Genomic DNA, 20257 nt, shown 5'->3' with positions numbered 1-20257 from the left:
CGTGCTGCCCGGCTCGGTTTCGGACGGCGGCTTGCGCCGCCATGCACCCGACCTCATGAGGAGCCGACCATGGCCGTGACGTCAGCTGCGGTTCGGCCGCGCCAATCAATCCTGTCGCGTCTGTCGGAAAGCCGAAATACCCTCGGCTTCGGCTTCATGTTGCCAGCGGCTGCGCTGTTGCTGGTCTTCCTGACTTACCCGCTTGGGCTCGGCGTCTGGCTTGGTTTCACTGACGCCCGCATTGGCCGCCCAGGCATCTTCATCGGCATTGAGAATTATGAGTACCTGTGGAGCGACAGCGTCTTCTGGCTCTCAGTCTTCAACACGCTGCTCTACACGGTCAGCGCTTCGATCCTGAAATTCATGCTCGGGCTCTGGCTGGCGCTCATCCTCAACGAGAACCTGCCCTTCAAGTCGTTCTTTCGCGCGGTGGTGCTGCTGCCCTGGGTGGTGCCGACGGTGCTTTCGGCCATCGCCTTCTGGTGGATCTACGATTCGCAGTTCTCGATCCTGTCATGGGCGCTGCAGCAGATGGGACTTTTCGACCATCGCATCAACTTCCTCGGCGACCCAACCAATGCGCGCGCCTCGGTGATCGCGGCCAATGTCTGGCGCGGCATTCCATTCGTCGCCATCACTCTGCTCGCCGGCCTGCAGACCATCCCGCAATCGCTCTACGAGGCCGCCACCCTCGACGGGGCCAGCCGTTGGCAGTTGTTCCGCTACGTGACCCTGCCGCTGCTGACGCCGATCATTGCCATCACCATGACCTTCTCGGTGCTCTTCACCTTCACCGATTTCCAACTGATCTATGTGCTCACTCGTGGCGGCCCGGTGAACGCCACGCATCTGATGGCGACATTATCTTTCCAACGCGGCATTGCTGGGGGCCAACTCGGAGAGGGCGCGGCGATCGCCGTAGCCATGATCCCCTTCCTGCTGGCGGCGATCCTGTTCAGCTATTTCGGCTTGCAACGGCGCAGATGGCAGCAAGGCGGCGGAGACTGAACATGGCCGCGATCAAGCAAGCCGGGCGCGTTGATACCGACGAAGGGGGCATGGGCTACCTGCAAAGTGTGCCCCGCCGGGTGGTGACGATCTACCTGCCGCTGCTGGTGTTCATGATCGTACTCCTGTTCCCCTTCTACTGGATGACGGTCACAGCCATTAAGCCGAATGCCGAGATGACCGACTACGTGTACTACAACCCATTCTGGGTTGTTCATCCGACATTGCAGCACATACGTTATCTGTTGTTTGAGACCTCTTATCCTGGTTGGCTGCTCAACACTCTCATCATCTCGACGGCCGCCACTTTCCTGTCGCTGTTGGCAGCGGTGCTGGCGGCCTATGCCATCGAACGCCTGCGATTCTCGGGCGCGCGGCAGGTCGGCCTGGCAGTGTTCCTGGCCTATCTTGTGCCGCCTTCGATTCTATTCATCCCGCTGTCCCTGATGGTGTTCAATCTCGGCCTCTATGACACACCGTTCGCGCTGATCCTCACCTACCCCACCTTCCTCATTCCTTTCTGCACCTGGCTGCTGATGGGCTATTTTCGGTCGATCCCGTTCGAATTGGAAGAATGCGCTCTGATCGATGGCGCTAGCCGTTTGCAGATCCTCACCAAGATCGTGCTGCCGCTGTCAGTACCTGGTCTGATATCTGCGGGCATCTTCGCCTTCACGCTATCGTGGAACGAGTTCATTTATGCGTTGACCTTCATTCAATCGTCGGAAAAGAAGACGGTACCGGTTGGCGTGCTCACCGAGCTGGTCCGCTCCGACGTCTACGAATGGGGCGCGCTTATGGCAGGGGCGCTGATTGGGTCGCTGCCGGTGGTGATCCTCTATTCATTCTTTGTCGAGCACTACGTCTCCTCGATGACCGGCGCGGTAAAGGAATAACGCGGCGCGATCGCATCTGCTGTGTCCTCTCCCACGACTTGCCGAGAAGTGGCCGCGGCCGCGAGATAGAGGCGGCTGCGACTGAAGCTGCCGGGGTCTCGGGCGCGGAGAGTTCGCTGTCCGTGCGGGTTCTCCAGCCCACAGCAGGAGCTTGCGGACAAGGCGATCGTCTCGCTCAACGCGCTGGCCCGCTTAGAGAACGGCAAGGTCGATTCCCGGGTCAGCAGGATGCCTGCCATCGAAGCAGCTCTGACCAAGGCCGGCGTCGAGTTCTTGCCCGCCGGTCAAAGGCGAGGGCGTCCGCCTCCTCGATCCTCAGGCCTGAGCCCCCTGCCCCGCCTGCTGACCAATCCGAATGACGTCCACCAGCACCGAACGAATCTGCAGCCATGGAAATTCAGAATGCTTAAGCCTAGCGAACCAGGCGCAGCCGTTGAGACCCGTCAACCGACCGCGAGCCACGATCGCCGGCTGCATGCCATCCGCTGCGGCTGAGAAGCGCTCGTGTTTGGGCTGCTGGCAGGTTCAGAATGTGTCGACACGTCGGCCTGCCGGAGTCCGGCCTACCCCTTCCTGCAAACGGCTAACTCGCAAACGCACACTAAAGAACGGCTCGACGGCGAGTTATGTCACCCTTATACACAGGTCGCGGGCACATTTCTGCTTACGATCGTGAAATGTCGTGATAATTGGAGATATCGGGACCTCTGGGCAATGGAGTGGGTTCTCTAGAGTTCCAGCATGAGGAGGACAATCCGTATGACCACCCAGGTTGTACACGGCGCATTTGGACCAAAGCAGGTGAAGCAGCTCAAGGAAATTTATGAGCGAGCGCAGGCTGTGACCGCCCAGTATCCTGAATCCCACGTCGCTAACAAAGCCGCCAAGAAGTTGATCGATGCGTTTGAGACAGTGACCCGTAGCCATGAGGCGGTCTGCCGTTGGCTGAGCGAGACTGAACCCCAGGGACACGCCTGAGGTTCCAATCGTCAATTCTAGGAGCATCTGTCCGCCTGCCAGACAATGCTGGCAGGCGGATTTTCTGCTGTGCCGCTCACCGCAAAAGCGATAGGGGAGCCATTGGGGCGGGCGAATGGCTCCCCTACCCTGTCTTCGCTTTATCCGCAGACAGACCGGCGTAAGCCCGGGCAGACGCTGGCAAACAGATGTTCTTCTTTGGCAATGTATGACGTCAACGAAGCCTTTGGAGTAAGAAGCCGCCGTGGATTAACGGTCCTGCTTCCGCCTATCGGATGAGGTTGGCGGCGCTGCTTTGCCTGAAATCATTTGCGTGCACGACTCCAGGAACCCGGCCCAATGGTTTCGGCCCGTATGCCTGCCCATCAGCGGGACCCTTGAGAGCCAAAAAAATTTACAGAAAATTAACTTAGATTAGCTCTCGCTAGTAAAGCATCAACTACTGAATTCTAGGTGGTGTAGGGGAGAAGCGATGAGGGTCCAAGCTGGGGGGGCCTGGCTGGACTCTCAGATTGGTAGAAACTTTCAAAAAATCTAGGATTTGAGGGGGCTGTCGGCCGCCATGAGGCGGTCGTGTTGGGCAAAAGTTGGGGTGCTAGTATGAGTTCTGTGATCGGCCTACATAATCTTGCTTCGCCAAATCAATCAGAAATCTCGTCGAGCAGCGCAAAGAGCAACGAACAACTAGACAAGGAATGCCTACTTATTCTTGACGGAAGGGCGTTAGACCGGGAATGTCTAGCATCGGCTCTGGAGGACCATGAGCTTGGCATGGCTGTTGTCGCCATGGACAGGATCGAAGAATGGCGAATAAAGAAGGAAGCATACCCTCCTTTAGCCGCTATCCTATTTAATCTTGGCGGACGCAAAGTTACCGATCAAAGCATAGCTGAAGAGGTCCGAATGATCTCTTCAGAGTTCAGTTCTGTTCCAGTGATTCTGCTGGCTGACACGGAAGATCTTACACAGATACTGACCGCCCTTGAAAGCGGCGCACGCGGATACATTCCGACTTCTGTTGGCATTGACGTCTGTGTCGAAGCCGTCAACCTTGCGGCGGCTGGCGGCATCTTCGTACCGGCCAGTAGCGTGCTGTCCATGCGGCATCTGATCGATTCAGGCAGCCGCGACACACGTCCGCTGACGACTATGTTCACGCACCGGCAAGCTGAAGTGGCTCAGGCGCTTCGGCGCGGCAAGGCGAACAAGATCATAGCCTACGAACTGAACTTGCGCGAAAGCACCGTGAAAGTCCACATCCGCAATATCATGAAGAAACTGAAGGCGACCAACAGGACTGAGGTTGCCTACAAGGTGAACGACCTTTTCGGGGAAGGTGCCCTCGCGGAAGAATGACAGGTGGTTTCAGACGGCCCGCCAGAGTTCACTTCTGCGGGTCGTCTTTGTTAGCCTCGTTCCGCGATCGGCTGTTCCGCAGCCGCTGCAAATGGCGTGATCGTTATAAAACGCCGGTATTGGGCTCCAACATCCACCATAAGTGCTAAATCGGCAGCCATTTGGTGATCGCGAAATTTTGGACCGGACATGTAGACTTTCCAACAGCTGGAGTGTGGTACATGTCTGAGCAGAGCCCTTGTTTTCGCAAATCTGTCCGTTTGCAAGGTCGCGCGCGCCAACTGATCCCAGGTGGCTGCCATACATACGCGAAGGGCGATGATCAGTATCCCATTCTCGCCCCGGGTTTCATTGAGCGTGGACTTGGATGTCATGTCTGGGACGTCGATGGCAACGAATACATCGAATATGGCATGGGCAATCGTTCCGTTGGATTGGGGCATGCCTACCCGACAGTCCTGAGAGCGGTTGAGGCAGCGTTGAGTGGTGGCTCCAATTTCACGCGACCGGCTAGGATCGAAGTCGACTGCGCCGAGACGTTTCTGGAGCTTGTCGACGCGCAGATGGTAAAATTCTGCAAGGATGGCTCGGATGCGACGTCCGGCGCCGTGCGCTTGGCCCGCGCTTATACAGGGCGCGACCTCGTGGCCTGCTGCGCCGACCATCCATTCTTTTCGACGGACGATTGGTTCATCGGCACGACACCGATGAGTGCCGGTATTCCGGAGGTGGTCCGAAATCTCACCGTCACCTTCCGCTACAACAACATCGCCAGCGTAAAAGATCTGTTCGACAAATATCCGGGCAAGCTGGCCGCGCTGATCCTCGAGCCATCCCGCGGAGACGACCCGGCAGACGGCTTCCTGCATGAAGTGCAACGTCTCTGCAGGGAAAACGGCGCGCCGCAATCCAGAGGTCGGAGCCTACAACCAGACATTCTGAGAGGAACTGAAGCATGGCACACCGGATCGTAAGTTTCGTCATGAGCGGAGGTGTCGGGTCGCGGCTATGGCCGCTCTCGCGCGAAGACAATCCCAAGCAGTTCCACGATCTGTCGGGGGATGGCTCCATGCTGGCGAAGACGGTTCGGCGCCTCAAAGCATGGCCAAATAGCGAAACGCCGATCTATCTGATAGCGTCCGAACGTCATGCCGAACGCGTTATCTCTGACATAAGTCCGCTCGGACTGAACGGTGGAAGGCCGATCTTCGAACCCCTGGGCCGCAATACTGCGGCGGCGGTCGCAATAGCGACACTGCAGACGATTTCCGAACACGGCAAGGATGCACTCGTGCTCGTGGTCCCATCCGACCATCAGATATCGACCGAGACGCAATTTTGGGAAACCGTCGAAGCCGGCATGCCTGCCGCAGACGCTGGTAGCATTGTCGTCTTCGGGATCAAGCCCACTCATCCGGAAACTGGATATGGGTACATCGAGGTTGCAGCCAATGGCGATGGCGCGGCCGCGGTTTCGCGCTTTGTCGAAAAGCCGGACGTCGAGACGGCGCAAAAATATCTGTCGTCGGGAAGGTTCTACTGGAACGCGGGCATCTTCCTGTTTCGCGCCGACACGATGCAGAAAGCCTTGATCGAATTGCAGCCGGAAATCTGGGATACCGCGGAACGCGCCTTCAGGTCCGCCACGACCGATATTTCGGGCCTCTACTTGCCCCAACGCTTCTACTCGGCGGTCCCCTCCACGTCGATTGACTATGCCGTCATGGAACATGCGCAGGGCATCGCGATGGTGACGGCTTCTTTCCGCTGGAATGATCTCGGGTCGTGGCAATCGTTGCTGGAGTCTAGCCCCGCCGACGGCAACGGCAATGTGGTGATGGGCGATGTCGTGGCCATGGACTGCAAAAATTCCTACCTCAGGAGCCAAGGTCGGCTGCTCACTGTGATCGGAATGAAGGATGTGGCGGTGGTTGCAACGCCGGACGCGATATTCGTCGCCCCGGTCAGCCACAGCCAGAATGTGAAGAAAGTCGTGGAACAACTCGAGAAAAGCGGGCGATTAGAGACGAAGTTCACGGCATCGGAAGACCGGGTCATTGTCAGCGGATCATGGCGCAAGCGCGTCGAGCACTGGCTTTTCAACGAGACTCTTCCGCTATGGTCGACCGCGGGGGTCGACACAGTTCATGGAGGCTTTCACGAAGCGCTCGGTTTCGATGCGAGGCCATTGGGCAAGCCCAAGCGGATGCGGACGATGGCCCGCCAGATCTATGCCTTCGCGGTAGCCAAGGAACGCGGCTGGACTGGCCCTGCCGACAAGCTCATCGATCACGGAATTGACTTCATCGCAAAATACGGCCGGACCGATCGAGGCGGCTGGGTGCGCACCCTCAATTCCAATGGAAGCGTGGCCGATCCGATGGAGGATGCCTACGACCATTCCTGCGTGCTTCTTGCCCTTGCCCACGCCTATAGATGCGGTCACCAGACGGCTTTGCAGCTCGCGCAGGAGACATTTCATTTTATCGATTCCCACCTTGAGGATGGCAGCCTGAATGGCTTCCTGGAGACACCCGGCTGGAACGGCGTCCGGTCCTCGAACCCGCACATGCACATGCTCGAATCGTTCCTTGCCTGGCATGACGCAACCGGCGACCGCACATATCTTCGTCGAGCGGCTCGCGTGATCGATCTCTTCCGGTGTCATTTTTTCGATCAGGAAAGTTGGACGCTTGGCGAATATTTTGACGCCGACTGGCTGCCGTTGCCCGGAGACAAAGGGCAATGGACCGAACCGGGGCATCATTTCGAATGGGCCTCCCTGCTCGCGGACTTCGCGCGGGCCAGCGGACAAAAGGATTTGGCTGCTTACGCCAGGAAACTCTATTCCTCAGCAGTTGCCAGCGGATTGAATCGAGCCACAGGGCTGGCATATGCGGCCGTGTCGCGACAAGGGATGCCTCTCGACAGACTCTCGCGCAGTTGGCCGCAATGCGAGGCTGTCAAGGCGGCGATCGCGCTGGACAATATTGGTGGGCCTGATCTGAAACCCGAAATCGAAGCCCGTGTCGCGCGCCTTTTCAGATGGCATATCGATCCCGCACCGCTTGGCCTGTGGGTGGACAGGATCGACGAGCGCGGTCGGTCGCTTGCGACTGAGGTCCCAGCCAGCATCTTCTACCATCTGGTGACGGCGCTGACGCAGTATCTCGACAAGACCGAGGGACAGGTCGAACCGTTTCCGCTGCCTTCCCAGAAAAAGGACAGCCCCTCATCGAAGCAGGTCTACGGCTGAAGAAGCGACTGAGCCTCGCTTCGCGACGGCGGCGGATCCTGGCGGGACGTCTTCATTGGTGATGCCGAAGAACACCAGCTACCGCTAATTCAGTATCCCCTTGCCTCTGGGTCACTGCTGCAAACTGGGTTACCGTCACCAATGGCTACACCTTAAAGAGAAGGGTCTAACCCTCAGTCTCTTGGACTGCGCACACTCGTCAAGATGTTGGAAATAAGAAGGTTTTTGTCCGGGTAGTTAAGACGACGATGGCAAAGAAGAAATCGAGAGCCAGGCGTAGTGGCGATCTCCTGAAGTTGCTGGCAACAAGGCCGCGGGCGGTCGCGCTCGCTGCGCTGCATGTGAGTGAATCGGTCCTTTTGGAACTCGAGGCCTCGGAAGTGTTGTCGCCGGCGGAAATCAGGGGGCTGCTGAGGGACGCGTCGCTGACTTTGCGCAATGCTGCCGACCAGGCGGACAACCGGAGCTGTCTGGTTGCCAGTGAGATAGTTGAGTCAATGAGAGAGAACTTTAAGAGAAGTAAGTCATAGATGATACCCGACCTCGCGGGATATCAACCGGACCATAACCGGTTTTGAGCCAGGTTAGCCCTCGGTTTGATGTCACAATGCCTTCCCGTTCCGGACTTCAAAAAGGTTGCTCATCACGTGAAATTTCATATACATGATGAGGTTGAGGGAGGTATACACGCAGCTGAGGGCGAGGGGTACGGATGACGTTTGCTTCACGTTCTTTTTCGAAAGGGGACGAGCACCGTTCGTCATTCGTTGGGCTTAACGATGACGACGCCGCGTTGATGAAGACGCTCGGGCTGGCTTCCAAGCGATATCCAGCCGACGCGGTAATCTTCAGCCAGGGCGACAGCAACGATCGTATATACATCGTTGAGTCAGGGTGGGGCTGCATTTCCCACGAGCTACCTGGGGGACAGCGGCAAATTTTAGATTTTGCCTTAACGGGTGATGTGGTTCTGCCTCAATCATATGGAGGCGGCACCGTCGAAACGTTCGCGAGCCTGACCGAACTGTCGTTGTTGGTGGCGCCTACCAAGACACTCACGCTGGCCGCTATGAAATCGCCTCATCTGTTCTCGTTCATCATGGACGCTCTGGTGCGCAACGGTGCTGTGATAGCTCAGCACCTCGCCAATGTAGGACGGCGTACCGCCTTGGAGCGAACGGCGCATTTGCTGCTTGAATTGACGGGGCGTCTGCGGCGTGTTGGCGCCGTTGACCGCAACGGCTTTGATTGCCCCCTCACGCAATACGATCTCGCTGACGCCCTTGGCCTTACCCCGATCCATGTAAATCGAATGTTGCGGGAACTCCGCGAGCGCAAGTTCCTCGAATTCCGCCAGGGTCATGTCCGCCTGCTCGATGCTGCGGGCCTGACAAAGTTTGTGGGATTTGATGGCGACTATGTGAAGGACTGAGCGCTCATCCAATGCTCCCGGCTCATCCGGGAACAGGGCGCCAAGTCGCGACTTCTACAAAGTACGGCCGCCTCTCCGTGCCTCGCACAGGCTTAGGCAAGGTCTTGGAGGTCGCTCCGCGCGCCATGTGACACGTGGCTTGAACGACGTCCTCCAGTTTGTCGCTGCCTGGCCGGCTTGCAGGTCCAACGGCCGTTCTAGTCAGGAGTGCCGCCGGGCGCCAACCATCCTGCGCCTTATACTTCTTTGTTATTCGTGTGGAAGAATTCCTCTTCGATAATCAACGGCATATATCGCTAAGTCGCCGGCGCGCAGAATTAGAGGACCCTTGCGGTCAGGCCCGGCGCCGCTAACCCCAACGCGCCACAGGCGCCGGGCCGCCTCACACCCGGGTCAAGGAAGTCTGCGCAAGCGGCCCGACAAGGTTGTGTGCGCCAAGTTCTGCAAAAAAGGGGCGGCCATAGTGGACGCAATCGAGAGGCAATTTCCCTCGTGGAGCAGGCCGCGAGCATGGAAGCCGCTGCGCGATATTCCTGCAGCCCGTCTGCCTCATACTGGTCGACGCTGAATTCTTGCCAGCCTTGGGCGCCCGCGCCGCCGAGCTGGCGCGGTGTTACCCAATGGCTCCGATCGTCCTGGCGCGCTTCAAGAGGCCTACGCCACCGGGCAAGTATCATGGATCAAGAGCGCCAAGGTTTTCGTCTGGGGCGCTTGCCATGAGTCGAACATGCACCCGCAATTTGGGATGAGGCGAGGCGCGGAAACTTCAACCCAGGCGATGCCTCACCGCGAGTTGCCCATCGACTGGGCCAATAAGGTCGACAATGAACTGTCCAGTCCCTCTAGCGAGCCATAGAGCCGCCGCCCGCGTGCACACGATTGCACACGCCAAACCTATGAACCCTGCTGGCGATTTTCGTCTGCATTAGACCTATTTCATTGCCAATGCAGGTGTCACAATCAAACCCCTTGATTTGATTGGCTGTATTCTCGTTTGATTTCAAATGGTTCGAGGGAGAGGGACAAAAGTCCCCTGCATGAAGGGACCATTTCCTGATTCACACCTTTTGTTAAAAGGCAACAGTCCGATTTGAACTTTCCACAAATAAGCGTAAAGTTTTCGTGCTCATGTTTTTGAGCGGGAGGCGTACAGGCAGTCAATGCCTGTTGAAGAGGGGCGGGGTTGAGTATGCCCTCATTGTCGATCCTTGGTGCCCGCCGTTGGTGGGTCACCGATGCGCATAGGACGCATCCGCCCAGAATTGCCTGACGGGGCATGGATGGAGGCGTAGCGACGGCCCCTCCCACACCCTCTACCCCGTGAGTCAATCCAGAACTCCAGTTTCCTTTTAACGATGGCGCGCAGCGCCGGCTCCGGCCGGCGGATGTGCGTCCGTGCGGCCGGTTGCCGGGCGTTGGGCCGATTACAGCGCCAGCCGCATTGAAACCAGGGAGAATCGCAATGGCACTGACCATCAATGTTTTCGGAAGCACGAAAATCGACGAAACGGCTAGCCCGCAGGATAGCGATATCGCGCTAGTCGACGTGCCGTCGAATGTCTCGACAGCGTTCAGCAACGCGGGAGCCAACCTCGCGAATGCGATTCAGGTCGCTGGCGGAGGGGGCGATGATCTGTCCGTCACGCCTGACTCTGGCTTTACCGTCAATGGCCTCGGCTTCGTCGATCCGACCAACGGTGCGCTCAACGGGGACGCCAGCGGGCTTTTCACCCTCGAGGGCAGAGAGATCTTCCTCTACGCCGACCCCAACAACGACAACGTCGTCCTCGGCCGGGAGGGCACCGTCGGAGGGGTGGCGGATCCGAGCGGCGCCATCGTATTTGCGATCTACGTCGAAGAGACCACGACCAATTCCCTAATCACTGGCGGCAAGTTCTGGATCGCACTCTTCGAGCCGCTGAAGCACCCGGACACTACCAACGATTTCGATTTCACTGTCAATCTCGACAATAAGCTCAAGGTCGCGGCAACCCAGCAAACGACCTTCTCCTTCGACAATGCGCCATCGGGCGCCAACGAGTTCATGATGTTCGGCAACAATCCCGCGGGCGTCAGCACCTCGGGCATCGTGGTGACCGGGCGTGCCCCCGACCCGAACACCGAGGACAATGACCATACTGGCGACACAGTCAGCAGCAGCCAGGCCGGACCCCACGCGACTGTTGGAGTGAACGGCCAGCATCTCGGGCCGGGCAATGGCCTAAGTTTCACTTTCGTCGACAATCCGGCCGAAGATTTCACGGTAGCCCCACAACAAGATCCGCACCCGCCCCAAGGTCTCGACTCAACGGAGGCCGACCACGAAAGCAACATCCAGTTTAGCGGCTATACCTCAGGCGTCACCGCGGCCTCGTTCACGGTCGCTCAGGTCAACCCGACCGGTAACACAGTCACAGTCAAGATTACCGCCTTCAATGATCCAAACGGCGCCGCGGGCGAAACAGGTACAGGTTTTGTCGAGGGATTTGCTGATGACGTCACGGTCAACATCACAGAGGTCAAGATCAATGGCGCTGTGGTCGCTGCAAATCTCAGCGGCGATACGGCGGTCATCTCGGGTGTCAAGAACGGGGATGTCGTCTCCTACACCACCACCAGCGCCCACACTCGGGTGCTGATCGAAAACGTTCAACCGACGAAGGGGCCGGGTTCGAACATCACCCTCGACATCGGCGGATTCACGATCTTGAGCAGCACGGGCGCGAGCGAGTTTGCCGGCACGCAACTCCAGTTCGACGATGACGGGCCGTCGATCACCGCGGTCGCGAGCACGGCATCGGTGCGCCACGACGAGACCGCCGGGGTGCAGTCCGACACCGACGTCGACGGCACGGCGTTCGCCTTCGGTTCGACGACGATCGCGTCGCTGTTCACCAACGTGCCGTCGCCTGGCGACGATCCGGATGTGGCAGGTACCGGCGCAATCGGCTTCGCCCGCAGCACCGCTTCGCTGCTGACCGTGACGGGCAGCGCCGGGGCCGATGGGCCGGCGGCGCAGGAACTCAGCTATGCGTTAAGCGTCAACAACGGCACCGACTCGGGGGTCGAGACAACCGCGGGCACTAAAATCTTCTTGTACAACGGCACTGGCAGCGCCGCAGGCCTGATTCTCGGCAGGGTCGGCACCGAGAACACGGGAGGTGACACCGCCGATCCCGCCGGTACGGTGGCTTTCGCGCTGGCGACGAACGCGACCACAGGCGAGGTCTTCCTCGCCCAGTATCTGTCGTTGAAGCATCCGACCGGCGGCGCCTCGTACGATGAGACAATCACGCTGGCGTCGGGCGCAGTGCAGATGAGCGTCACCCGTACCGACGGCGACGGCGACACCGCCACCGACTCCGGCAACGACATCGGCCTGCTCGTCAAGTTCGACGATGACGGGCCGACAATCACGGCCGTGACGAGCGGCACGGCATCGGTGCGCCACGACGAGACCGCCGGGGTGCAGTCCGACACCGACGTCGACGGCACGGCGTTCGCCTTCGGTTCGACGACGATCGCGTCGCTGTTCACCAACGTGCCGTCGCCTGGCGACGATCCGGATGTGGCAGGTACCGGCGCAATCGGCTTCGCCCGCAGCACCGCTTCGCTGCTGACCGTGACGGGCAGCGCCGGGGCCGATGGGCCGGCGGCGCAGGAACTCAGCTATGCGTTAAGCGTCAACAACGGCACCGACTCGGGGGTCGAGACAACCGCGGGCACTAAAATCTTCTTGTACAACGGCACTGGCAGCGCCGCAGGCCTGATTCTCGGCAGGGTCGGCACCGAGAACACGGGAGGTGACACCGCCGATCCCGCCGGCACGGTGGCTTTCGCGCTGGCGACGAACGCGACCACAGGCGAGGTCTTCCTCGCCCAGTATCTGTCGTTGAAGCATCCGACCGGCGGCGCCTCGTACGATGAGACAATCACGCTGGCGTCGGGCGCAGTGCAGATGAGCGTCACCCGTACCGACGGCGACGGCGACACCGCCACCGACTCCGGCAACGACATCGGCCTGCTCGTCAAGTTCGACGATGACGGGCCGACCGTCACGGTCAACGACATCGCGAACGGCACCTACGCCGCAGGCGGGAGCAGCACTTGGTCCGACGCTCCTGGCGCGGACGGGTTCAAGTCGCTGAACGTGACCTTCAACAACTACACAATCGACTCCCACTCCACTGTGACCGTCAACAGCTCGCTCGGGACGCTGACGACAACCGATGTGAACGGGAACTATGTCTTCAACGGGACGATCACCGACGACTTCACTAACGACGGCATCGTCAACCCTCAGCCGGTGGCGTTCAAGCTGACATTCGATGCGGTCGATCCGGGGTCCGGCAACTACAAGATCGAGCTGACAACCCCGCCCGGAACGATAACGACGGTTTCGTCCGCGAACGGAAGCCTCGATGCGGGCGGGCCGGATCCGGTGCGGACACTGACGATCGGAAACCGCGCGATCGTATTCTCCGCAGTTAATGCCACGACCAATCCGACCAGTATCAAGGGCTTCCTCGACGCGAGCGAGAGCCAAATCCAGACCAACGCCACGTATCTCAGCCCGGCGCAGATGAACGTCAGCACGTCGGGCATCGGGCTCGGCAACAACAACTTCGATGGCAACGCCAATGCCGGCGTCGACGGCGCGACGACACAGGGAGGTGCCTTCGATGAGAGCTTTGTGATTGACCCGACGGCTTTCCTGGTCAGCAGCATGAAGATCTTCATCGACAATTCGGTCGGCGGCTACGACCCCTCGACCGAGGGCATCTTCTACAGGACCTACACCCGCAACGCCGACAACTCGATCACCGTGGGCGCGATTACCAAGGTGGAGAGCGCGGATCTGCACCAAGAAGCCGGCGGGCAAGTGAGCTTCGTCATCCCCTCCATCGACCAAAAGAACGACTTGGACGCGGTCCAGCTCTTCATGGGTTCGGGCACCGTGAAGGTCCCGGTGATCGAGTTCAATATTTCCAACACGTTCAACCCGGAGGCGCTCGACATGAACTTCACGGCAACCATCGCCGATGGCGATAATGATACCAAGAGCGACCCGTTCGCGATCCACGTCGCGATTGCTTAACGCGCATGAGCAGCGGCCGGGCCGAAAGCCCGGCCGCTTTTTTGGGGTAGGTAAATGGACGTAGTACCCGAAACCTTTGTCGATGCGTTTGGCGAGATTTCGCTCAAGCACGGCATGATCCGCATTGATCTGGTCTCGCTGTCCGGCTCCGAGCCGCGCGTGACGCAGCGGCTGATCACCAGCCTGCAGGCCTTCTCTCAAATGCTGCAGACGCAGAACGGCATGCGCGAACAGCTAGAGAAGGCGGGCGTGCTGCGGTCGCAGCAGCCGTCGTCACCGGGAGCCGAGCCGGGCTCCCAGCCCACTTCTCCCCTGCCGGTCGGGGAGGAAACGGCAGATGCTGGAGCAACGGTGGTGCGGCTGATGCCGCAGGCGGCATTGCCTGCGGCGGCAACGCCCGCGGCGACCGCGCGGCGGCGGCCGAAATCGCCAAATTTCAGCGACGAGCAATAGCCCAAATGCGTCGGTGCTTCATGCCCAACACAGCCCCTCTCCGCCCGTCATGGCGCAGCGGAAGCGGGAGCACGCCGAGGCCCGTTTGCGTCACGGCGCTCGTCCACGCGCCGACCTGCCGACATGCCGCGGAGCGAGAGCCATGAACGATCTCTATGGCGAACTGAATCGCTGGTTGTCCGATGCGCTCGCCACCCTCGCCGCCGCCGGGCACGGGCCGGTCGAGTGGCTCCACAGGCCGAGTCCCCCGGTTCAGTTCCTGCTGTGCACGGTGCTCGTATGGCTCGTCCTCACCTGGATGACCCAAACGCGCTCCTCCACCCTTCGCGCCGCCAAGCCTGATAATCTGCGCGGTACCGTGGAAGGGTCTCCGGTCGAAACAGCACTGCAGTGCCTTGTCGCCATCGGGCGGCACTACGGCATCGATCTTTCCCCCGAGCGCATCAAGCACGACTTTGCGCTGAGGCCCGATGACGACATCACCCGGCTGCTGCCGAAGATCGCCCGCAGCAGCGGCATGCGCAGCCGCAAATTGAAGGTCGGCTGGAAGGACCTGCAACGCCTCGGCGACGCCTATCCGGTGATCGCCCGGCTGACAAATGGCAACAGCGTCATCCTGCTCGGATTCAACGAGAACAAGGTTGGAGTCCTCGACCCCCTCGCTGACTGCCTCGACGTATTACCCCTCGACCAGGCGACGTTCTGCAGGAAGTGGACCGGCGAGCTCCTGCTGCTGCGCCGCACATTCGCGCTGGCGGATGAGAGCCGGCCGTTCGGCTTTACTTGGTTCCTCCCGGAAGTCGTCCGCAACGGCGCGATGTTCCGCGACATCGCGGTGGCCGCGGTCGCGCTGCAGGTGCTGGCGCTTGCCCTGCCGATCTTCATCCAGATCACCGTCGACAAGGTGCTCGTGCACCAGGCCTATACGACTCTCGTTGTGCTCGCCATCGGGGTCAGCGCCGCAGTCCTGTTCGACGCGGTTTTCAACTATCTCAGGCGCATCCTGCTGGTCTACGCCTCGGCACGGATCGATGTGCGCACCTCGATCCGCACCTTCGCGCGTCTGCTGTCGTTGCCGATCGATTTCTTCGAGCGCGCCTCGGCCGGCGTCATCACCAAGCACATGCAGCAGGTCGAGAAGATCCGGGAGTTTCTGACCGGCCGCCTCTTTCTGACGTTGCTCGACGCCACCTCGCTGCTGGTCATCGTGCCGCTGCTGTTCCTCTACAGCGGTCGTCTCGCCACAATGGTGCTCGGCTTTTCCGCCGTCACCGCCTGTGTGATCGGCGGGCTGATCCCGCTCTACCGCCGCAAGTTGCGCGTCCTCTACGAGGCCGAAGGGCAGCGTCAGGCCTATCTCGTCGAGACCATCCACGGCATGGAAACGGTCAAAGGGTTGGCGACCGAGCCCTTGCGCCAGCGCGACTGGGACGCGCTCTGCGCCCAGGCCGCCGAGTCGCGGTTCGACGTCGGGCGGATTTCTACCTCGGCGCAGGCGGTGATCGGGCTTCTCGAAAAGCTGCTGACGGTTGCGGTCGTCGGCTTCGGCGCCCTGCTGGTCTTCGACAACCAGATGACGGTGGGCGCGCTGATCGCGTTCAACATGCTGTCGGGCCGGGTCACCACGCCGCTCTCACAGATCGTCGGTCTGGTGCAAGGCTACCAGGAGGCCGGGCTCTCGGTGCGAATGCTCGGCAACATCATGAACCGCAGTCCGGAGCGGCCACCGAATGTGCGCGGCCTGCGCCCGCCGATCGCGGGCACTGTCGAGTTCGAGCATGTGATCTTCCGCTACAGCGACAGCGCTCCGCCGGCCCTGAACGACGTGTCGCTGACCATCCCGGCCGGTTCGGTTTTCGGCATCGTCGGGCGCAGCGGCTCGGGCAAGTCGACATTGACGCGGCTGATGCGCGGCACGTACCCGATCCAGCACGGCTCGGTGCGGATCGACGGTCATGAAATTCGCGAGCTCGACCTCCCGCATCTGCGCAGCAATGTCGGCGTCGTGATGCAGCAGTGCTTTTTGTTTCGCGGCACCGTGCGCGAGAACATCGGCGCGACCAGGCCAGATGCAACCCTGGAGGAGATCGTCCACGCCGCGACGATGGCGGGTGCCGACGAGTTCATCAAACTACTGCCGCAGGGCTACGACACCTTGCTCGAGGAGGGCGGCACCAACCTGTCGGGCGGCCAGCAGCAGCGCCTGTCGATCGCCCGTGCCTTGCTGCGCCAACCGCGCATCCTCATCCTGGACGAGGCGACCTCCGCGCTTGATCCCGAGAGCGAGGCGATCGTCCAGGCAAACCTTGCCCGCATTGCCGAGGGGCGAACCGTGGTCATGGTTTCGCACCGTCTGTCCTCGCTCGTCGCAGCGGATGCCATTGTCGTGCTCGATCGCGGCCGGATCGTCGATCACGGGAAACATGGCGAACTTCTGTCCCGTTGCATGACTTACCGACAGCTTTGGAACCAGCAGAACAGGCACCTTGCCCGATGAGCACGCTCCTTCCAGCGGTGAGAGACTTTCAAAGCGATGCACGCAAGATTGACGAGCGGCGCCCGCCCTGGGTCGTGGGAGCCACGCTGTACGTACTTGTCGCGGTCATCATGGTCGCTGGCATTTGGGCTTCGGTAGCCAAGGTCGACCAGATCGTGGTCGCACCGGGCAAGCTGGTGACGACGGCCTCGACGATTGTGGTGCAGCCGCTCGAGATTTCGACCGTGCGCAGCATCGACGCCAAGGTGGGCGACATCGTGCGGAAAGGCGACGCATTGGCGACCCTCGACGCGACGTTCAGCGAAGCCGATGCCGATCAATTGCGGGGAAAGGTCGCGAGCCTCGCCGCGCAAATCGGGCGGCTCGAGTCCGAGCTCGACGACCGGCCATACAACCCCCAAAACCTGGATGACGAAGCGCGCCTGCAGTCGACGATATGGATCCGGAGGGTAGAGGAGAACAAGGCGAAGCTGGCTTCTTACGATCGGCAGATCCGCAATGTTCAAGCCCAGATGGCGACCAAGAGCGCCGATCGCGAGGCATTGGAGGTTCGCCTTGGCGTGGCGAAAGATCTTGAGACGATGCGGGACGTTCTGCTGAAGAGGGAGGTCGGCTCGAAGGTCGACTATCTGTCTGCCAAGGGTCAGCGGCTGCAGGTCGAGCAGGAAATGCTGCTTGCGGGCAATAACATGGCTGAGCTTGAGGAGAATGTGGAACGCTTGAAGGCCGAGGAAGCGGCTTACCTCGCAGAGTTCCGCCAGAAGACCGCCGAGGAACTAGTCCAAGCGCGCCGCGATCACGATGCCGCGGCCAGGGAACTCGACAAGGCGCTGCGGCGGAAGGCTGTCACGGTGTTAACCGCACCCGCCGACGCGATCGTGCTCGAAGTGGCGCAGCGCTCTGTTGGCTCGGTATTGAAAGAAGCAGAGCCGCTTTATACGCTCGTTCCTCTGGGTTCTCCATTGGAGGCAGAAGTCTCTGTCCAGGGGCTCGATGTCGGCCATGTCGAGGCCGGCAGTGAAGTTCGCCTGAAACTCGAGGCGTGGGCCTTCCAGAAGCACGGTACCCTGTCCGGTAAGGTTCGAACCGTCTCGGACGACACCTTCACACAGGATCCGAAGAATGGTGGGCAACAACGTCCTTATTACAAGGCACGGGTGGAATTGACCGCGACCGATCTGCGTGATGTGCCGAGCAGTTTCCGCTTGATTCCTGGCATGGCAGTGACCGCGGAGATCAAGGCCGGCGACCGCACGATCTTGTCATATTTCCTCTATCCGCTCCTGCGTGGTCTCGACGAAAGCATCCGCGAACCCTGAGTCGCGAAGCTAATGCGAACCGACGTCCGCCGGAGCGAGTGGTCACTTATGGGGCTTCATAGCACACGCATTTGACCCCTCGTTCTGACGCTGTTTACGTCGGACTGACAGGCCGAGCAGTTCTCCGGCCGATGCCCGCCAGAGGCCGCGGATTAAAGCGTCGTTCACCGCAGCCACACTATTCCCGCACACCGCCGCTCAATGAAAACCAAGCGGACGTTATTGACCTGTATACAGGAGTTCAGGTATGCCGATCGTTAACAGGAGGCGACCTGCAAATGACTTCATCCACCGAGACGGCGATGCGCCAGGAACTTGCGGCGGCTTACAGGCTAATTGCCCATTTCGGCATGGACGACCTGATCCACACTCATATTTCGGCGCGATTGCCCGAAGAGCCGAACCACCTGCTGATCAACCGTTATGGCGACCTGTTCGGGGAAGTCACCGCGGACTCGCTTGCGGTGATCGACCATCAAGGACGCCAGATGCGGGGCACGCAGGTTCCGATCAACACGGCAGGCATCGTCATCCACACGGCGGTCCATTCGGCACGGCCCGACGCTATCTGCGTCATGCACACGCACACCGCCGCGGGCGTCGCGGTCAGCTGCCTTGAAGAAGGCCTGCTGCCGCTTAACCAGACCGCCCTGCTCTTCTACGGCCGTGTCGGATATCACGCTTTCGAGGGGATCGCTCTCGACCGGGACGAGCAGCAGCGCCTCGTCGCCGATCTCGGCGACAATCGCGCCATGATCCTGCGCAACCATGGCCTGCTGACGGTTGGCCGTTCCGTCGGCGAGGCGTTTTCCCTGATGTACAACCTCGAGCAGGCGTGCCGCATCCAGCTTGCCGTGCTTGGCAGCGGCCGGCCCGTGCATCTTCCGTCCAGCAACGTGTGCGAACGCACCGCCGCGCAATATGAGGCCGATCCGGACGGCGCCGCCGAACTGGAGTGGCTGGCATTGCGTCGGCTCTCGGGCCTCGTCTTCGACGGCCGTTGACGCCGTGCGGGTCGTGCTTGCCGATCCTCTCGCTTATTCGGAGGCGTTCGATACCGCGTTGCGCTCGGCCTGTCCCGGCGTGGAATTCCGCCGCTGGACCGATTGCGCCCCGGACACCGACTACGACCTGCTGGTGACCTGGGCTTTTCCGCCGGACATGGCGAAGCTGCCTGCTTCGACGCGCGCTGTGCTCTGCCTGGGCGCCGGCACGGATCAATTGACCTCCGATCCGCGCCTGCCCGACGATATGCCTGTCGTGCGCCTGCGCGATCCCGCGCAAGCACAGCAAATTCTCGACTACGCCATGCACGCGGCATTCGCCCGCCAGCAGGACGATTTTTCCGTTCGCCGCAGCCAGCGCGCACGCAGGTGGCAGCGGGCTGTTTCCGAGATCCGCGACCGCGGCGCCTTGTCGGTCGCGGTGCTTGGCCTGGGCATGATCGGCGGCCATGTCGCGTCGGGCCTCGCGGGAGCGGGCTTCCGCGTCTCAGGCTGGTCGCGCACGCCCCGCGAACGTGTCGGCGTGACCGCCTTTCATGGCGAGGGCGGACTGGTTCCGGCCGTCACGGGGGCCGATCTCCTTGTCAACCTGCTGCCGTCCAACCAGCACACGCGCGGCATTCTCGACGGGCGGCTCTTCGGCCTGCTGGCGCCGGGTGCCTATGTGGTCAATCTGGGGCGTGGCGATCATCTCGACGAGACCGCGCTCAGGCAAGCGCTGGACAGCGGCCATGTCGCCGGCGCCTGGCTCGACGTTTTCCTCCAGGAGCCGCTGCCGGCCGATCATTGGGCCTGGGCGCATGAAAGCGTGCGCATCACACCCCATTGCGGCGGCCTGCCAACGCCCGAGGGGACCGCGGCCGCGATCGCGGAGGCGATCAAAGCGCTCGACGATCCACGAAATCCGCTGGTTTCCGGCAAACCGCTTCTTGACTCCCAAAACTCCTGAATGCCAGTATA

General features: G+C 60.7%; 13 protein-coding genes and 1 pseudogene. 13 read left to right on the top strand and 1 reads right to left on the bottom strand.

The features are described 5' to 3' along the window. Positions 1-69 precede the first annotated feature (69 nt). Complete coding sequence (locus tag EJ072_RS30925; protein WP_126082691.1) at positions 70-1008, top strand: sugar ABC transporter permease; 939 nt, start codon at positions 70-72, stop codon at positions 1006-1008. A 2-nt stretch (positions 1009-1010) separates the two neighbouring features. Next, on the top strand, positions 1011-1904 hold the full coding sequence (locus EJ072_RS30920; RefSeq protein ID WP_126082690.1) for a carbohydrate ABC transporter permease: 894 nt from the start codon (positions 1011-1013) through the stop codon (positions 1902-1904). On the opposite strand, the gene EJ072_RS36185 is transcribed toward EJ072_RS30920, so the two are convergent. Further along, positions 1868-2143, bottom strand: a complete 276-nt coding sequence (locus EJ072_RS36185; RefSeq protein WP_189343130.1) for a hypothetical protein — start codon at positions 2141-2143, stop codon at positions 1868-1870. The two genes, EJ072_RS30920 and EJ072_RS36185, sit on opposite strands and share 37 nt — an antisense overlap. Positions 2144-2663: 520 nt before the next feature. Between EJ072_RS36185 and EJ072_RS30910 the strand changes: the two genes are divergently transcribed. The 11 genes and pseudogenes from EJ072_RS30910 (at position 2664) to EJ072_RS30860 (ending at position 20246) form a co-directional block, all read left to right on the top strand. Then, a complete protein-coding gene (locus EJ072_RS30910) occupies positions 2664-2882 on the top strand; it encodes a hypothetical protein (protein ID WP_126082689.1) in 219 nt (72 codons plus the stop codon). Positions 2883-3482: 600 nt separating this feature from the next. Next, on the top strand, positions 3483-4238 hold the full coding sequence (locus EJ072_RS30905) for a response regulator transcription factor (RefSeq protein ID WP_126082688.1): 756 nt from the start codon (positions 3483-3485) through the stop codon (positions 4236-4238). Between the two features lie 221 nt (positions 4239-4459). After that, a pseudogene (locus tag EJ072_RS30900) lies at positions 4460-5140 on the top strand (aminotransferase class III-fold pyridoxal phosphate-dependent enzyme); the annotation flags it as partial. 53 nt (positions 5141-5193) lie between these two features. After that, positions 5194-7494 (top strand): mannose-1-phosphate guanylyltransferase/mannose-6-phosphate isomerase, encoded by a 2301-nt coding sequence (locus EJ072_RS30895; RefSeq protein WP_126082687.1) that lies wholly within the window; start codon positions 5194-5196, stop codon positions 7492-7494. A gap of 712 nt (positions 7495-8206) precedes the next feature. After that, a complete protein-coding gene (locus EJ072_RS30890) occupies positions 8207-8926 on the top strand; it encodes a Crp/Fnr family transcriptional regulator (protein ID WP_126082686.1) in 720 nt (239 codons plus the stop codon). Between the two features lie 1462 nt (positions 8927-10388). Then, positions 10389-14024 (top strand): DUF5801 repeats-in-toxin domain-containing protein, encoded by a 3636-nt coding sequence (locus tag EJ072_RS30885; protein ID WP_126082685.1) that lies wholly within the window; start codon positions 10389-10391, stop codon positions 14022-14024. 54 nt (positions 14025-14078) lie between these two features. After that, a complete protein-coding gene (locus EJ072_RS30880) occupies positions 14079-14477 on the top strand; it encodes a hypothetical protein (RefSeq protein ID WP_126082684.1) in 399 nt (132 codons plus the stop codon). A gap of 142 nt (positions 14478-14619) precedes the next feature. Continuing rightward, positions 14620-16974, top strand: coding sequence for a peptidase domain-containing ABC transporter (locus EJ072_RS30875; protein WP_245467049.1), 2355 nt, complete (start codon positions 14620-14622; stop codon positions 16972-16974). Continuing rightward, positions 16971-18293, top strand: coding sequence for an HlyD family type I secretion periplasmic adaptor subunit (locus EJ072_RS30870; RefSeq protein ID WP_126082683.1), 1323 nt, complete (start codon positions 16971-16973; stop codon positions 18291-18293). Before EJ072_RS30875 ends, EJ072_RS30870 begins: the two co-directional genes overlap by 4 nt. Positions 18294-18571: 278 nt before the next feature. Next, complete coding sequence (locus tag EJ072_RS30865; protein WP_126082682.1) at positions 18572-19297, top strand: class II aldolase/adducin family protein; 726 nt, start codon at positions 18572-18574, stop codon at positions 19295-19297. Between the two features lie 13 nt (positions 19298-19310). Beyond that, on the top strand, positions 19311-20246 hold the full coding sequence (locus EJ072_RS30860) for an NAD(P)-dependent oxidoreductase (RefSeq protein WP_189343129.1): 936 nt from the start codon (positions 19311-19313) through the stop codon (positions 20244-20246). Positions 20247-20257 lie beyond the last annotated feature (11 nt).

This window comes from Mesorhizobium sp. M2A.F.Ca.ET.046.03.2.1 (assembly GCF_003952425.1).
In the GTDB taxonomy this organism is placed as follows: domain Bacteria; phylum Pseudomonadota; class Alphaproteobacteria; order Rhizobiales; family Rhizobiaceae; genus Mesorhizobium.
The sequence above is the reverse complement of the archived record's forward strand: the minus strand, read 5'-3'. Positions and strand labels throughout refer to the sequence as shown.